The following is a 16,094-nucleotide window of genomic DNA, read 5'->3' on the forward strand; positions in this document are numbered from 1 at the left end:
TTGTCTTCTTGTGAAGAGAGCCGTGCTTGGTGGGAAGCGGTGAAGAAACGACGGCAAATCCATCCCTGAGAGCTGGATCGGCATTAAGCTGATCACACGGATCATTTCGTTATCAATGACTAAAGCGGTCAGCAGCAGCGCAAGGTAAGCTGCTGGCAATTTGGGTGGCAACGCGGGTTTATAATCTCGTCCCTTATGATTGGAAGGGGACGAGATTTTCTATTTTTAGGAGGCAGAGAACGATGCTCGACATGAAACGATTGCGAGACCATTATGATGAAATCAAAGTAAAGTTAAATAAGCGTGGTGAAGACCTGAGTGACTTTGAACGTTTTCCGGAATTAGATAACAAGCGACGTGATCTGATCAGTCGTACGGAAGTGTTGAAAGCAAAACGTAATGAAGTATCCGCACAGGTCGCAGCGAAGAAGCGTGCAAAGGAAGATGCGTCGGATCTGATTGTGTCAATGCGCGAGGTAAGTGCCAGCATTAAAGAAATGGACAGCAAGCTGGGTAAAATTGAAGATGAACTGAAACAAGTCATGCTGTCAATTCCAAATGTTCCACATGAAACAGTGCCGGTTGGTGCGAGTGAAGACGATAACAAACCGACCCGCTTTTGGGGTGAACCGAGACCGTTCGATTATGAACCGAAACCACATTGGGATCTTGCGACCAATTTGGGTATACTCGATTTTGAACGGGCTGCAAAGGTTACCGGAAGCCGCTTTGTTTTCTATAAGGGCTTAGGCGTTCGTTTGGAACGTGCACTGATCAGCTTCATGCTCGATCTGCACGAAGATCATCATGGCTATGAATTGATTATGCCGCCGTATATGGTTAACCGGACGAGCATGACCGGAACCGGACAGCTTCCTAAGTTTGAAGAAGATGCGTTTAAAATTGCCGATGATCGCGACTATTTCCTGATTCCTACGGCAGAGGTACCGGTGACAAACTATTATCGTGATGAGATGTTGAATGGTGAGGATCTTCCGAGAGCATTTGCTGCATACAGTGCTTGTTTCCGTTCTGAAGCAGGTTCTGCCGGACGCGACACACGCGGCATCATCCGCCAACACCAATTTAATAAGGTAGAGCTGGTTCGTTTCGTGAAGCCTGAGGATTCTTATAACGAACTGGAAAAGTTGACCGGTCATGCGGAAGAAGTGCTGCGTCTACTCAACCTTCCTTACCGTGTGGTGTCCATATGCACCGGAGACCTTGGCTTTACAGCTGCAAAGAAATACGACCTTGAAGTTTGGATTCCAAGCCAAAACACGTATCGTGAAATTTCTTCTTGTAGTAATTTTGAAGATTTCCAAGCACGCAGGGCGAATATTCGCTTTAGGCGCACGCCGAAAGCAAAGCCGGAATTCGTGCATACGCTGAATGGTTCGGGGCTTGCTGTCGGGCGAACGGTTGCTGCTATTTTGGAAAATTACCAACAGGAAGACGGTACGGTAGTTATCCCGGAAGCACTGCGTCCATATATGAAAAATGTTGAGAAGATCGCGCCAAAGGAATAATCCGATCAAAGTTTAGGAGGTGCCCGTGGTGCCCTTTCATCAAAAAGTAAATAATGATGCCCGATTAACCAAAATGATCGACGACTTGGGGATTTCGCTGGACCCAAAGGATCCGAAAGCACCTGAAAAAGAAAAAAAACAGGATGATCAAGCGGATAAAAAACAAAAGGACCAATAAAAATGACGAGGGTGTCTCAAAAGTCAATTGACTTTTGAGACACCCTTAAAAATGTCTACTTTGGGATTAAGCGCGAAGATGCGAGACTCCTGTGGAGCGTTCCCGTTGATCGCAAGCCGGAGGAGATCCTGCAGGATTTACAGGATCAGCCGAGGAGGCTCCTGGATCGCCCGCGGTCGCGCTCAGTTGATGCGAGCAATCGGAGCGCAATATAAATTTAACACCCTTTTGGGACAGCCTCGTCTCTCTTTAGCTGCCGCAGCGTACATTTTCTTTTAATCGGTCCTGAATCAAGGCAGCGAGCGCATCACCTGTATCCGGATCATTCACTAAATCGTAATCATCGATATCCAATTTCAGCACCGGGCAGATGGAGAAATCGCTGATCCATTGTTCATAGCGTTGATACATTTCTTGCCAGTAGCTGTGCGGGGTTTCTTTTTCAAGGCCGCGACCGCGCCTGCAAATACGATTTACGGTCGCATCTAGTGAACCGTGGAGGTAAATAAGCAGGTCTGGGCGGCGAAAATACGGCGTCATAACCATCGCCTCAAAAAGGCTTGTATAAGTACGGTAATCGGCCTCGGACATCGTTCCTTTTTCATAATGCATCTTTGCGAAAATCCCGGTATCTTCATAAATCGAACGGTCTTGAATGAAATTATCTGGACTGGCCGAAATGCGCTTTGTTTCCTTGAAACGTTCACCAAGGAAAAAGATCTGAAGATGGAAGGCCCAACGATTAAAATCTTTATAAAATAAATCAAGATATGGATTTCCATCCACTTTTTCAAATGAGGTGCGGTAGCCAAGCCGGTGTGCCATCGCATCGGCAAAGGTTGTTTTGCCGATGCCAACCATACCAGCGACAGAAATCAGTTTATTTGTTGGAGCAGATTCGACCATGTAAGACGTCCTTTCATAAAAGCAATTTAAGATAAGAACATGGATACAATTCATTAAGTGTATCACCTAAAAAGCGCAAAAAAAAGTGAAAAAGTACGAATCATGCATGCAATGATTGTATAAAAAAGTTGAATATTGTCGAAAATAATCATCGCATGGAAGCCGGAACCATGATCGGAAGACTTGACACAAGAATGTTGTTAGACCAAGGAAGTATCCGTTTACAAAAAGGATATTTTATTGACACTAAATGGTGATTGTGCTATATTGTAATAAACCATTTTACTACTTAATATAAGATCAGATGTAAGAATGAAGACCCTTCCTTGAAGTGTAGTAGTTTTTACTTCTGGAAAGGTCTGTTTTTATATTTTACGTTTTTGTTAATTGGTAAATGGTTTTAGTTCACGCGCGGGCAGCGCAACGTTTTAGGGAGGCAGTTACACATGCAAAACGGTAAAGTAAAATGGTTCAATGCAGAAAAAGGCTACGGATTCATTGAAGTTGAAGGCGGAAATGACGTATTCGTACACTATTCTGCAATCGAAGGCGAAGGTTTCAAAACGCTTGAAGAAGGTCAAGAAGTTAGCTTCGACATTGTTGAAGGTAACCGTGGACCTCAAGCTGCAAACGTTGTAAAACTTTGATCTTCGGCCATGACCGATAATGTGGAAGCAGTCCTCTCTAAACAAGGGCTGCTTTTTATTTGTCTTCTAACGTCTAGCACTGTTCAAAGCTCTTCTTTTTTTGTATAATACACAGTGTCGCCAAACGTGGTGCGAGATTTGGCTCTGTAGCTCAGTGGATAGAGCGTCGGTTTCCTAAACCGTGCGTCGCAGGTTCGATTCCTGCCAGGGCCATCATGTTGATATAACAAGGTTTTTAGCAACTTTGCTAAGAATAAAATACCAACAATCAGAACGAATATCCTATTAATCCCTTCTTTCTTGATTCATTAATCAAGAAAGAAGGGATTTTTTTGGTTCAGATAAGGGAACGCATGGGATAAAGAACGTTACACATTAGATGAAGCCTATCAAAAATTCATTAATGCTCAAGCGGCTGAGGGCGTACGAAAGCGAACAATAACAGATTATACGAAAAGCATAGGGATGTTCAAATAATTTCAAGCAATCATATTGATGATTCGGTTTAGTGCGTTGGTACGCTGCTGATTAAAGTGTTCCAGAATAGTAACATTTAAATGAATAACTGTTATAATACAGATTTTCACTGTGTTATAGTAGTGATGTTTATTTAAATCATTCATTGGAAAGTTGGGTTATTCATGGTTGTTAGCTGGTTAGGGGCTGTGATTGGATTAATTTTGGCTATTGTATTAATACTGAAGCATCTTAATCCGGTTTATGCCTTAATGGCAGGAGCGGTTATCGGTGCGCTCATTGGCGGGGCAGATCTGACGCAAACGGTTAATCTCGTCGTTGAAGGAACGGCGAGTGTCACGGGAACGATTGTAAGAGTCCTTGCCGCCGGGGTGCTCGCCGGTGTAATGATGGAAACGGGTGCTGCAGAGCAGATTGCGCGGACGATTGTCGCTCGTTTCAGTGATCGTATGGCTTTATTTTCATTGGCACTTGCAACGATGATTATTACGGCAGTTGGTGTATTTATCCCGGTTGCTGTTATTATTGTTGCACCGATTGCTCTGGCGGTCGGAGAAAAATTGGGATTCACTAAGTTGAGCCTGCTTCTCGCATTGAGTGGTGGGGGCAAGGCGGGCAATATTATCTCGCCCAATGCCAATACCATTATGGCTGCTAAGGGATTTCATGTTGAATTATCCCAAGTCATGATTCATGGCTTTATTCCTGCAATTTTTGGTTTGATTGCGTCAGTAGTTATCGCTTCGCTGATTAAGCACCGTGGTGCAAAAGCGGTAGCCCTTCCTTCAAAAAAGTCGGCAGATTCGGATAATCGGTTGCCAAGTTTTGGACAAGCCGTTGTTGCGCCGCTCGTGGCAATTGTTGTCTTGATGCTGAATCCGATTGGCGATATTTTTCATGTCGCTTTTTTAAAGAGTTTTCAGTTTGACGCAATGTATATTTTGCCGGTTGCCAGTATTATCGGGTTGATTGCAATGGGCAAAACGAAGCACATGATGACGTATATTTCCTCAGGTGTTGAAAAAATGACGGGCGTGGTTATGATTCTGATTGGTGCAGGTGCACTGGCAGGTTTGGTTGCTGCATCGAATCTCAGTACAGAAATCGTAAGTGCTGTGAAATTTTTCGGAATTCCCGGCATGCTGCTCTCTCCGCTTTCCGGAATCTTGATGGGGGCGGCTGTTGCCTCAACGTCGACAGGCGTAATAATTGCTACTCAATCATTTGCGCATTCAATTCTCAGTTTTGGTGTTTCGCCTGTTGGTGCCGCTGTGATGATGCAGGCAGGAGCGGTGACCATTGATCAGCTGCCTCAGGGCAATTATTTCCATGTGACACGTGCTTCAATGGGGATGCGTATTAAGGAACGGCTGACGCTTGTTCCATACGAAGCGCTTGTTGGGTTGACGATGGTTGTTGTCTCAACGATTATTTACGGTATTATCTTGTAAAGGGGTGAACGCGATGAAACCAACATTTGTATTAGCACCGGATTCTTTTAAAGAAAGTATGACGGCAAAAGAAGTCTGTACGGCGATGGAAAAAGGGTTGAGACATGTTTATCCGAATGCGCGTTATGTTCATGTTCCGATGGCCGATGGCGGAGAAGGAACCATGCAGTCTCTAGTTGATGCGACTGGTGGTCAGATCATCCGCAAGAGCTTTACCGGTCCCTTAGGAAACCAGGTACAAGCGTCATTCGGCATTTTAGGAGACCAACCGGATACGGCAGTAATTGAGATGTCAAGTGCAAGTGGAATTCAGCTGGTGGCACCGGAGGACAGAGATCCTCAAGTGACCACAACATATGGAACAGGGGAACTGATCCTTGCCTGTCTGGACCATGGCGCCAAGCATATTATTATTGGCTTGGGCGGGAGCGCCACCAATGATGGCGGTGCCGGAATGGCGCAGGCACTTGGCGTTAAATTACTGGATCATGAGGGCAACGAACTTCCGCGCGGAGGGGGTGCACTAGACCAATTAGCGCGTATTGATACGTCGGGAATGGATTCGAGATTGGAGCAGTTGACGATCGAAATTGCGTCCGATGTAAAAAATCCGCTCTGCGGTCGACAAGGCGCCTCTCATGTCTTCGGCAAACAGAAAGGTGGTACGCCGGAGGTTTTGAAAAAGCTCGATGCAAATCTTGCGCATTATGCGGCACTCATCAAGCGGGATGCGCATCGCAATGTTGTCGCTATTCCGGGTAGCGGAGCAGCAGGTGGACTCGGTGCGGGCTTGCTTGCCTTCACGCACGCGTCGATTGCTGCGGGCATTGACCTGGTCATCAACTATACGCGTTTGGAAAAATACGTGGCAGAAGCAGATTATGTATTTACCGGAGAAGGAAGCATCGATTATCAAACGCAATTTGGAAAAACGCCTTATGGGGTCGCAAGCGTTGCGGCAAAGCACGATAAGCCAGTCATCGCCCTAGCAGGTCATGTCGGCAAAAGGATTGAGGAATTGTATGATCAGGGATTTACTGCAATTTTCGGTATCGTGTCAGGCAGTATGGGGCTTGCCGAAGCGCTTCAATGTGGTCCATCAGCGGTCGCGCGTACAAGTGAAAACATCGGCCGACTGATTAAAAAGATGCGGACACTCTGATCGGCAGGAACCTGCGCTAGGTTCTGTTTTTAGCTCAAAAAGAAGGCGTCTCGAAGTCAAAAAATGGACTTCTGAGGCGCCTTCTTTTTTATATTTCACCTTTAAATTGACACATAAACCAATTCAGCATGGTGCTTTTTGTTTGGCTGCAAAACGCTGATCGAACCATACGTATTCACGAAGTCTTCTTTGAACGCTTGGTATGCATCGGGTGTTAATGTGAGCATATAGCCGGAGTGCCCGATGGATGAACTGTATCTGGAAATATTACCAGGGATACGCCGCAATGTATTTTTCGTCCCTACTTTTAAATTGAGCGGTGTAGCGGTCAGGTCTACCCGAATGGCATAACTGTTTTCCAAATGCAGCAAAACTGATCGGTTACTGCGAAAGGAATAGGACGCAACGGCTTGTCGCTTTTCAATACTTTGATTGCTCTGGATAAAAATAAAAAAACTGTAAACTGAAAGCGTTGCAAGTACAAGTATTGCTGCAGTCATTAAGGTATTTCTTGTGTGTTTGTTTACCCCTGTACGTTTTGTCATGAACGAATGCCTCACTCTTTGTAGTTTCATTGGCACAAAGATTATCACAAATTAGACAAACAATCTACACGAAATCGACACGATTTATCTATATCGTCTATAGCATTTTTTTATGTGCAAAAGTTGTAATGCATCAATAAACGAACAACGAACGAGGCTTATTGCGTTGACTGTGTCTGAAGATTCGTCACGGTTTTTCAAACGTGTTTAGCTGGAATACTGTACGGCTGTTTGTTATGGTGAGCTTAGAAAGAAAGGAATTATCGATAGTCACCGCGAATTTTTAGGCAGTGGTGTAACAAATCGATGATGATTTTCGTTTAAACAGGTAGAGAGGAGGCGGCGGTCAATGAATCATCCATTCGAACAATGGAAGCAATCAAAGGATGATGCTTTTACGGAACAGTTCAGTCCGTATCTGTCGATGATGCGCCGGCAATGCAGGCGGCTGGCAGGGAATGTGTGGGACGGTGACGACTTGCTCCAACACGCACTGATCAAAAGCTTTAAGGCGTGGCAAGCGAATCCTTCGCGACCGATGACTAAGGCTTATCTGTATCGGATTATTTCCAACGCATGGATTGATGATTATCGCAAAATGCGGTTGCCTGAATTTGTCCAGGAGTCCTTTGACGACATGGCTGCACGTACGGATGTACCGCAAGCAAATGAGCGTTTGTCTGCGGCCATGAAAATCATCCTTGAAAAGTTAAATCGGAACCAAATACTGGTATACTTAATGCATGAGGGCTGGGGACTTTCCGCTGCAGCCATTGGCAAACGCTGCGGCATAACCGCAGGTAATGTTCGCGTGATTCTTCACCGGGCAAAAAAACGCCTTACTTCGGCGCAGCGCGAATTCGTTTCGGGAAGAATGTTGAGCGATCGGGATTTAGCGCGCTGGCTGACTGCCTTTCAAAGCGGTGATCCGGAACGGCTGCTGACTCTCTTTCAGAATGATCGGCTTCAGTCAAAGACGTATTCATCATGTGGCAGTCGCGGCATAACCTGTCAACTAGCTGCTTAAACGACGTGGTGAAACGAACGATAAGGAGGAAGTACTGTGTCATCTTTTTTTATTCCCTATGTCATCGAACAATCCAATCGCGGGGAACGTTCCTATGATATTTACTCGCGCTTACTAAAGGATCGTGTTATTTTTCTCGGTTCGGAAATTAATGACGAAGTGGCCAACAGCATCGTTGCGCAACTGCTTTTCCTAGCCTCTGAAGACTCAGAAAAGGATATTTCGATTTATATCAACAGCCCGGGTGGTTCTGTGTCAGCGGGTTTTGCGATTCTGGATACAATGAACTTCATCAAACCCGATATCCAAACAATTTGTGTGGGTATGGCTGCATCGATGGCTTCGATTATTCTGACTTCCGGAGCCAAGGGCAAACGGCTTTCGCTTCCAAACGGCGAAGTGATGATTCACCAGCCGCTCGGCGGCGCTCAAGGTCAAGCCAGTGATATTGAAATCAGCGCTAAACACATTTTGAAAACGAAGAAGAAGCTGAACACGATTATTGCTGAGACGACCGGTCAGTCGTATGAACAGGTTGTTAAAGATACGGATCGCGACAACTTCTTGACTGCAGAGCAAGCCAAAGAATACGGACTCGTCGATAAAATCATCGAAAAATTGTAATCGGAATGTCGCGAAAAAAGCTGCTGATTTTTTGGATAGAAAAAGCGTAGGCACACATAATAAGACCACCTTTTGAAAAGGAGGTTTTGACGTTGGTTGATAAGCCGGGTACACGTTACAGTGTGCAGAATGAAGAAGACCTGTTTCCGTCGGCGGATCCGTCCCATGCATCGAAGCGTGCGGACGGCAGCATCAATACCCGCCCCGGCGAGTGGATGTTTTCTGCACATGACAGGCATCAGAATGGCGATCATACGGAGGGATGACAGGTGAAAGAACCGGGCAGAACCGATGAAATGATCAAACGTTACGGCATGTCCCATGCCAAACATTCGCCTAGTCAAGTAAACGGCGAAACGCAGCGAACGCAATCAGGAAAGATTCTTGAGATCAATGCACGACGTCATCAAAAGTAAAACCAAAAAATCAAAAGGTGAGAAGAGCGGTTCCTTTTTTGCGGAATCGCTTTTTCTCTTTTTTGCTTTTAAAATTTTTCGGGGTATAATTAATGTAAGCCTTTTATTATGCATAGAGTGAATGGGACACGGAAACTTTTATAAATAGAAAAACGTATGTATATGACAAGCATTTAAGGAGGATGACAGTAATGGAATTTACGACTGGTGCGGTCAGCAAACCGTATTCGAAATTGTTCGCAGCTTTCTTTTCCGGACTCTTGGCGACAACGGTAGGCCTTTATTTGGGACAATATGTGCCGGATGCAGTGCGTCTCCCGCTTTGGATTCTGGAAATTGGCATGATTTTCATGATGATGTTTGTCCGCAAGCGCAAGGCGGTCGGCTACATGCTGATGTACGGATTTATGTTTGTTTCGGGGATTACCTTGTACACAGCGATTAGCACTTACGTGAATTTGCTTGGTGCCGGACTTGTTCTGCAGGCATTTGCGGTGACGACTGTTTCGTTCGGTGCGATCGCCATTTATGCAATGATCAGCAAACGTGACTTTTCGTTCTTGGGTAGCTTCTTGTTTATCGGACTCATTGCGCTGCTTGTTTTGCAATTGTTCAGTGTGTTTGTCCCGGTTTCCAGCATGACGGCGCAGATCTATTCCGGACTGGGCATTCTCATTTTCGTCGGTTATACGCTGTTCGACTTCAGCCGACTGACGGTGCACGGATTCGGTAATGAGGATATTCCAATGATCGTTGTCTCGATTTATTTGGATTTCGTCAACTTGTTTCTCTACATTCTGCAGTTTATTGGAATCGGATCAAAGAACTAAGGATACGATAAAATCAGGAAGGCGTTCCGACGTCTTCTTTTTTTGTTGCAAAAAATTTTTTGAACTTAATCTTTTAAAGGCCACAAGGCTTCGGTATACTTAGAAGGTTAGACAAAATTATACATAATACGGAGGGAATTTGAGTGGCGAGTCGTATTGTTCAAACAGACGAAAAGCTTCCTTTAATTGAAAGTATTCCTTTAAGTTTTCAGCACTTATTTGCAATGTTCGGGTCAACGGTACTGGTTCCGCTTATTTTCCAGGTAGATCCGGCGACGATTCTGCTCATGAACGGAATTGGCACACTGCTCTATCTAGCCATTTGCCGCGGAAAGATTCCGGCTTATCTTGGCTCAAGTTTTGCGTTTATTTCACCGGTCCTTGCTGTCATCGGCACGCATGGTTATCAGGCAGCGCTTGGCGGTTTTATTGCTGTCGGGGTGGTTTTTATGATTGTGTCGCTGATTATTCATCTTGTAGGCACAAAATGGATTGATGTTGTTTTTCCTCCGGTTACAATGGGTTCCATTGTGGCCATCATCGGGTTACAGCTGATTCCAACGGCAGCACAGAGCGCCGGTCTGATTGCTCCGGCTGGAGCTGCCAATTGGACGATGGATCCGAAAACGGTGCTTGTTTCGCTGCTGACGATTCTCATCACGATTCTCGGCTGGGTGCTCTTACGTGGATTCTTGAAGATCATTCCGATCTTGATCGGCATTGCTGCCGGCTATTTAATTGCTTGGGCGGCGGGCATTCTCGATTTCGAGCCGGTGACGGATGCAGATTGGCTGTCGTTGCCCCATTTCTATGCACCAACGTTTGATACCGCCAGCATGCTGATTATTCTTCCGGCGGCACTCGTTGTTATCGTGGAACATATTGGACACTTAATGGTTACAGGCAACATTGTTGGTAAAGATTTGATTAAGGATCCCGGTCTTGATCGTTCGATGTTTGGTAACGGGATTTCGACCGTAATTTCCGGATTTGTTGGATCAACACCGAATACAACCTATGGTGAAAACATTGGTGTCTTGGCAATAACAAAAATCTATTCGACTTGGGTGATCGGCGGAGCGGCAGTGATTGCGATTGTTCTTTCCTTCGTCGGCAAGCTCTCGGCACTGATCACGTCGATTCCACCAGCAGTGATCGGCGGTATTTCGCTGATTCTTTACGGAGTCATTGCTTCAAACGGGTTCCGTATTCTTGTTGAGAAAAAGGTGGATTTCGCTAAGGCACAGAACATTATCTTGGCAACGGTAATTTTTGCAGCTGGCTTAAGTGGTGTGACGATTAATATTGGCAAAGTGCCGCTAAACGGTATGGGTCTGGCCACGCTTGTCGGCGTGCTGCTCAGCTTGTTCTTTGCACTGATCAACAAGCTGCATCTGTCAAATGATGAAGAATAACTGAAGATTGGATGGATCAGACGCTCTCTTTGGATGGGGCGTCTTTTTTCTATTTGTATTCATCGATGACATTCGGTATACTGCTGATCAGACAGGAGGAATGGCCATGTGCACCGTGGATGAACGGTTTATGACTTTAGCGATTGTGGAGGCAAGAAAAGCAGAAGCGATTGGCGAGGTGCCAATTGGGGCAGTGATTGTTAAGGACGGCGCAGTCCTAGCAGCATGTTATAATAAGCGCGAGCTGCTTCAGGAACCAACCGCACATGCCGAGTTGATGGCGATTGAAGAAGCGAGCCGCAGGCTGGGCACATGGCGCCTGTCCGGATGCACGCTGTACGTGACGCTGGAGCCGTGTCCGATGTGTGCCGGTGCCATTGTTCTGTCACGGATTGATCGGCTGGTCTACGGAGCGTCGGATCCCAAGGCCGGCTGTGCGGGTACATTAATGAATTTGGTTCAGGAAGAGCGCTTCAATCACCGCGCCGAAGTTGAAACGGGTGTGCTCAGCGAACGGTGTGGTGCAATGCTCAGTGTTTTTTTTCGAAAACTGAGGGAGAGAAAGAAGAAGACGCGTAAACTGGACAATACATGATTTTACTTGCACTTGTCCGTTAGTCTGTGGTAAACTATTCTGCGTTACCGCATTTGGCTGTGGAGGCGTACCCAAGTGGCTGAAGGGGACTGACTCGAAATCAGTTAGGGCGTCGTTCGGCGCCGCGGGGGTTCAAATCCTCTCGCCTCCGCCATTAATTTGTTATCCAATCAGCCGTGCTAGATGGGGAGGTAGCGGTGCCCTGTAACTCGCAATCCGCTGTAGCGAGGTTGAATTCCTTTCACGAGGTCTCGATACTGTGAGGCAGCCTCAAGCACGTGGTGTTGACGTCTGGGTCCCGCGCAACGGAAACTCATGAACCCTGTCAGGTCCGGAAGGAAGCAGCAGTAAGTGAGACCTTTCGTGTGCCGCGGGGCTGCCTGGGCCGAGTCGGCGACTTGAGAAACGCTCATGGTGTCTTGATCGACGAAAGGTGCACGGCGTTAAAAATAATGCAGCAAGAGCTGTCGAAGCAGAGCTTCGGCGGCTCTTGTTTTTATAGAGAAAGATGTGTACTGCAGTTTCCTTCACGCTCAGTTATCGGTATAATGAACGTGTATCTGTTAATTAAAGCCGAGTGCATTCGGTGAGAGGGGGAGGAAGATGGCTTATCAAGCGCTGTACCGAGTCTACCGGCCCCAGACCTTTCATGATCTGGCCGGCCAGCAGCATATCGCTCAGACTCTACAGAACGCGCTGACCAAACAGCAATTTTCCCATGCATATCTATTCACCGGACCACGAGGAACAGGAAAAACGAGTGCCGCGAAAATTTTTGCAAAAGCGATTAACTGTGAACAGGCACCAACGTCAGAGCCATGTAACGAATGTGCAGCCTGTCGCGGCATCACGGCCGGCAGCATTGCCGATGTGATTGAAATCGACGCGGCCTCAAATAATGGCGTCGATGAAATTCGCGACATTCGCGACAAAGTGAAGTATGCGCCGAGTGAAGTACGGTATAAAGTTTATATCATTGACGAAGTGCATATGCTGTCTACAGGTGCGTTTAACGCCCTGTTGAAAACACTTGAGGAGCCGCCGGAGCATGCCGTATTTATTCTTGCGACGACCGAACCTCAAAAAATACCGCTGACGATCATTTCACGCTGTCAGCAGTTTGATTTTCGTCGCATTCCCTCATCGGAAATCTTTCAACGGCTCCGCTTTGTTGTTCAGGACCAGCATCTTGAGGCAGAAGATGAGGCGCTGCAGCTGATTGCCAAGGCAAGCGAAGGCGGGATGCGCGATGCGCTCAGCGTGCTTGATCAGACGGCTGCCTACAGCGAAGCGGCGATAACCATTCAAGATGTTCTTGATGTGACCGGCATGGTCGCCGATCAGATGATTCGCGAATTGATCGAATTACTGACGGAAAACAATGCCGCTGCAGCAGTCGGCAAAATCGGCGCACTGCTCGATCAAGGCAAAGATCCGCTGCGCTTGATGGAACAAATGATCTATTATTACCGTGATCTTTTGCTCTACCAAACGTCGCCGCAGCTTGAAGAGCTGCTGTCGCGTCCGCGTGTTGATGATGCGTTCCGTAAGCAGGCCGATACCATTGCCTTGGGAACTATTTTTCAAGTCATTAACCAATTAAACCGTGCTTTTCTGGACATGAAGCGGACCAACCATCCGCGGATTTTGTTGGAAATGGCGATTGTTCATCTATGTGAGCAGTCTGAAGTGCAAGCCACCAACATAGAGGCCGGTGCTGGGTCAAATGAATTGGCGAAACGCGTGGACGCCCTTGAACGCCAGGTAAAACTCATGTCTTCCACGCCTCAACCGGGGGTGACGCAACAGCCTGTGCAACAGGAGACGAAACGCGCACGCGCGCCGCGTCGCAACAGCGGGCTGCGCATCCCGACCGCACATATTAATCGTGTGCTTGAGGATGCAACCAAAGAAGATCTGATTGAGCTGCGCTCAGCTTGGGCGAAGGTTATGGCGAAAATCCGATCAGAAAATGTGGCGGCTCATGCGTGGATGCTTGAGAGTCAGCCGGTAGCCAGCTCCGCACAAGGGTTTGTTCAGGCATTCAAGTATGACTTTCACTGCCAGATGGTTATGGAAAATAAAAATAATCTCCTAGGACTTGTTCAATCGATTGTACAGGATGTCACGCACAAGCAAAAAGTGATGTATCCGATTCCAGAGGATGCTTGGAAAAAGTTGAAAAAGGCGTATATTGAACGTTCGAAATCAAATCAAGACGAGGACAGCGATGGTGAGAAGAAAGAAGAAGACCCGATGATTGCTGAGGCAAAAAAGCTTGTCGGTCCTGATTTGCTCGATATAAAAGATTAAAAACCGTGGAGGCGATTCGTATGATGCGCGGAAATATGAATAACATGATGCGTCAAGTACAAAAAATGCAAAAGCAAATGGCAGAAGCGCAAGATAAATTGAAAGAAGAAATTGTTGAGGGAACAGCAGGCGGCGGAGTAGTTACTGTAAAAGCAAGTGGACAGAAGCAAATTGTTGATGTCGCGATTCAGCCCGAAGCGGTTGACCCTGATGACGTGGATATGCTTCAGGATTTGATCGTTGCAGCCGTGAACGATGCGCTGACCCACGCAGATGAACTAGCTGCCAAAAGACTTGGCAAGTTTACTCAAGGGATGAACTTGCCGGGATTCTAAATTGAGATTATGAATGGAATATCGATGGGGACGGCGATTTCTGTCAAGAAATGCGCGGTCCGTTCCTTTATATGAAGATTTACTAGAGCGAAAGGAAGACCAGGAATGCAATATCCTGAACCGATTGCGAGATTAGTCGACAGTTTTATGAAATTACCGGGGATCGGTCCAAAAACAGCAGTACGACTAGCGTTTTTTGCGGTAGACATGAATGAAGATGATGTGATGGATTTTGCGCGTTCGCTTGTTGATGTGAAGCGTAAACTGGTCTACTGTTCGGAATGCCAGAATATTAGCGACCATGATCCGTGTTCTGTCTGTGATGATTCTTCTCGTGACCATTCGATCATTTGCGTTGTGCAGGATCCAAAAGATGTCGTAGCACTGGAGAAGATGCGCGACTATCATGGGGTCTACCATGTACTGCACGGCGTGATCTCGCCCATGGACGGCATCGGCCCGGAAGACATTAAGGTCGCTGAACTGATTCGACGGCTTGAAGATGAACAAGTAAAAGAAATTATTCTTGCAACCAATCCAACGGTTGAGGGCGAGGCAACAGCAATGTATATCTCTCGACTCGTCAAACCAATTGGTGTCAAAACCTCGCGCATTGCACACGGCCTTCCAGTAGGCGGTGATTTAGAGTACGCGGATGAAGTGACGCTTTCTAAAGCGCTTGAAGGACGCAGAGAACTCTGACAGTAAGCATTTCACAGGTGAAGAAGCGAGATTATTGGAGATGGTGCCATGTTTGGCAGAAAAAAAGGCACATTGCGCAAAGAGCTGGACCAATCATTTTTGAATTTGCTTCATCAATGCAGTGATGAGTGGATGACTAAGAAAAAGATTATTGATGCTAGTATTGATCCTTCAGACGAAGTGCTACATCAGTTGAAACTTGCAGAAGCGAAATATTTCTATCTTTTAAAAGAATTTCGTGAGCGAAAGTCGCTTATAGACAAATAAAGTTCTAAATGGGACATGCTTTCATATCCTATATATATGGAATAACTGTAGGACAACGGCAGTTTTCGATATTATTAGGTGGGAGGCATGTCTTTTGAGTCACTATCTTTTTTTAGTTATCGGCATCCTTGTGGTATTTTTAATCATGATTGTTGCAGGGACATCAGCTCACCCGATGCGCTGGATAGGCAAGTTGGCGGTTCGGCTTGTTGTCGGTGCACTGCTTCTCTTTTTGCTGAATGTTATCGGCGAATCGTTTAGCATGCATATTCCGATCAACCTTGCAACAGCTGCGGTAAGTGGCTTCTTAGGGCTTCCGGGGCTTGCGGCATTAATGATCATAAAGTTCTCAATAGGTGTTTGAGCAGAATCTTTAAATAAGTGCTTGACGCTGCTGCATGCAGATGATAAGATGTTTCTTGCCGCTCATCGGAGGATAAAAAAATATATTGACTCGGAAGTGAATCCATGTTAGTATATTTCTTGTCGCTGAATTACAGCGGACGAATGAAACGAAAAAAAGTTGTTGACTTCCCTTCGGAAACATGTTATTATTTAAAAGTTGCTGTTGGGAACAACGCAGCGAAGAATGTTCCTTGAAAACTAAACAAAAGCCAAGCGTGAATAAAGGGTTTTTAAACCCCATAATCAATTCAATTTGCTATGGATCATAAT

General features: G+C 46.2%; 19 protein-coding genes, 2 tRNA genes, 1 other RNA gene and 1 other annotated feature (1 of these 23 only partly in view). Of the genes, 20 read left to right on the plus strand and 2 right to left on the minus strand.

Annotated elements, in window-relative coordinates; translation table 11 throughout:
* Positions 1-197: a binding site (T-box leader), on the plus strand; it begins 29 nt to the left of the window's first position.
* A gap of 45 nt (positions 198-242) precedes the next feature.
* The gene (serS, locus tag AA84_RS0116590; protein WP_028978148.1) at positions 243-1,529 is read left to right on the plus strand and encodes a serine--tRNA ligase; all 1,287 of its coding nucleotides are present in this window, start codon (positions 243-245) and stop codon (positions 1,527-1,529) included.
* Between the two features lie 28 nt (positions 1,530-1,557).
* Positions 1,558-1,707: a hypothetical protein gene (locus tag AA84_RS19150; protein ID WP_156031414.1), complete on the plus strand. Its 150-nt coding sequence runs from the start codon at positions 1,558-1,560 to the stop codon at positions 1,705-1,707.
* A gap of 249 nt (positions 1,708-1,956) precedes the next feature.
* Here the strand turns inward: AA84_RS19150 and AA84_RS0116600 are convergent, their stop codons facing one another.
* Positions 1,957-2,613: a deoxynucleoside kinase gene (locus AA84_RS0116600; protein WP_028978149.1), complete on the minus strand. Its 657-nt coding sequence runs from the start codon at positions 2,611-2,613 to the stop codon at positions 1,957-1,959.
* 446 nt (positions 2,614-3,059) lie between these two features.
* On the opposite strand from AA84_RS0116600, the gene cspD reads away from it, so the two are divergent.
* From cspD to AA84_RS0116620, 4 genes are all read left to right on the plus strand, one after another.
* Positions 3,060-3,260 carry a cold-shock protein CspD gene (gene cspD / locus AA84_RS0116605; RefSeq protein WP_010024001.1) on the plus strand — a complete coding sequence of 67 codons (201 nt, stop codon included), beginning with the start codon at positions 3,060-3,062 and terminating at the stop codon, positions 3,258-3,260.
* Between the two features lie 140 nt (positions 3,261-3,400).
* Positions 3,401-3,473, plus strand: a tRNA-Arg gene (locus AA84_RS0116610).
* Positions 3,474-3,901: 428 nt separating this feature from the next.
* Complete coding sequence (locus tag AA84_RS0116615; protein WP_028978150.1) at positions 3,902-5,188, plus strand: GntP family permease; 1,287 nt, start codon at positions 3,902-3,904, stop codon at positions 5,186-5,188.
* Positions 5,189-5,201: 13 nt separating this feature from the next.
* Positions 5,202-6,350: a glycerate kinase gene (locus tag AA84_RS0116620; RefSeq protein ID WP_028978151.1), complete on the plus strand. Its 1,149-nt coding sequence runs from the start codon at positions 5,202-5,204 to the stop codon at positions 6,348-6,350.
* A gap of 101 nt (positions 6,351-6,451) precedes the next feature.
* On the opposite strand, the gene AA84_RS0116625 is transcribed toward AA84_RS0116620, so the two are convergent.
* Positions 6,452-6,895 carry a hypothetical protein gene (locus tag AA84_RS0116625; protein WP_028978152.1) on the minus strand — a complete coding sequence of 148 codons (444 nt, stop codon included), beginning with the start codon at positions 6,893-6,895 and terminating at the stop codon, positions 6,452-6,454.
* Positions 6,896-7,244: 349 nt separating this feature from the next.
* Between AA84_RS0116625 and AA84_RS0116630 the strand changes: the two genes are divergently transcribed.
* The 14 genes from AA84_RS0116630 to AA84_RS0116690 all read left to right on the plus strand — a co-directional run bounded on the left by AA84_RS0116630 (position 7,245) and on the right by AA84_RS0116690 (position 15,783).
* Positions 7,245-7,922 (plus strand): RNA polymerase sigma factor, encoded by a 678-nt coding sequence (locus AA84_RS0116630; RefSeq protein WP_028978153.1) that lies wholly within the window; start codon positions 7,245-7,247, stop codon positions 7,920-7,922.
* A 36-nt stretch (positions 7,923-7,958) separates the two neighbouring features.
* Entirely contained in the window at positions 7,959-8,546 is a 588-nt protein-coding gene (gene clpP / locus AA84_RS0116635) for an ATP-dependent Clp endopeptidase proteolytic subunit ClpP (RefSeq protein ID WP_028978154.1), read from the plus strand.
* Between the two features lie 92 nt (positions 8,547-8,638).
* Complete coding sequence (gene sspK, locus AA84_RS18770; RefSeq protein ID WP_160168745.1) at positions 8,639-8,812, plus strand: small acid-soluble spore protein K; 174 nt, start codon at positions 8,639-8,641, stop codon at positions 8,810-8,812.
* Between the two features lie 3 nt (positions 8,813-8,815).
* On the plus strand, positions 8,816-8,962 hold the full coding sequence (locus AA84_RS18775; protein ID WP_010027754.1) for a YpzG family protein: 147 nt from the start codon (positions 8,816-8,818) through the stop codon (positions 8,960-8,962).
* Positions 8,963-9,153: 191 nt separating this feature from the next.
* On the plus strand, positions 9,154-9,792 hold the full coding sequence (locus tag AA84_RS0116650) for a Bax inhibitor-1/YccA family protein (RefSeq protein ID WP_028978155.1): 639 nt from the start codon (positions 9,154-9,156) through the stop codon (positions 9,790-9,792).
* 143 nt (positions 9,793-9,935) lie between these two features.
* Complete coding sequence (uraA, locus tag AA84_RS0116655) at positions 9,936-11,207, plus strand: uracil permease (RefSeq protein ID WP_028978156.1); 1,272 nt, start codon at positions 9,936-9,938, stop codon at positions 11,205-11,207.
* Positions 11,208-11,313: 106 nt separating this feature from the next.
* A complete protein-coding gene (gene tadA, locus AA84_RS0116660; RefSeq protein WP_028978157.1) occupies positions 11,314-11,802 on the plus strand; it encodes a tRNA adenosine(34) deaminase TadA in 489 nt (162 codons plus the stop codon).
* Between the two features lie 61 nt (positions 11,803-11,863).
* Positions 11,864-11,956 (plus strand) — tRNA-Ser (locus AA84_RS0116665).
* A gap of 20 nt (positions 11,957-11,976) precedes the next feature.
* Positions 11,977-12,243: signal recognition particle sRNA large type (gene ffs, locus AA84_RS18780), an RNA gene on the plus strand.
* Between the two features lie 162 nt (positions 12,244-12,405).
* On the plus strand, positions 12,406-14,115 hold the full coding sequence (gene dnaX / locus AA84_RS0116670; protein ID WP_028978158.1) for a DNA polymerase III subunit gamma/tau: 1,710 nt from the start codon (positions 12,406-12,408) through the stop codon (positions 14,113-14,115).
* 20 nt (positions 14,116-14,135) lie between these two features.
* Positions 14,136-14,450, plus strand: a complete 315-nt coding sequence (locus tag AA84_RS0116675; RefSeq protein WP_037564059.1) for a YbaB/EbfC family nucleoid-associated protein — start codon at positions 14,136-14,138, stop codon at positions 14,448-14,450.
* A gap of 105 nt (positions 14,451-14,555) precedes the next feature.
* Positions 14,556-15,152: a recombination mediator RecR gene (recR, locus tag AA84_RS0116680; RefSeq protein WP_028978160.1), complete on the plus strand. Its 597-nt coding sequence runs from the start codon at positions 14,556-14,558 to the stop codon at positions 15,150-15,152.
* 48 nt (positions 15,153-15,200) lie between these two features.
* Positions 15,201-15,419, plus strand: coding sequence for a YaaL family protein (locus tag AA84_RS0116685; protein WP_028978161.1), 219 nt, complete (start codon positions 15,201-15,203; stop codon positions 15,417-15,419).
* A gap of 94 nt (positions 15,420-15,513) precedes the next feature.
* Positions 15,514-15,783, plus strand: a complete 270-nt coding sequence (locus AA84_RS0116690) for a pro-sigmaK processing inhibitor BofA family protein (RefSeq protein WP_028978162.1) — start codon at positions 15,514-15,516, stop codon at positions 15,781-15,783.
* Positions 15,784-16,094: the final 311 nt, after the last annotated feature.

The organism is Sporolactobacillus terrae DSM 11697 (assembly GCF_000648615.1).
Taxonomy (GTDB): domain Bacteria; phylum Bacillota; class Bacilli; order Bacillales; family Sporolactobacillaceae; genus Sporolactobacillus; species Sporolactobacillus terrae.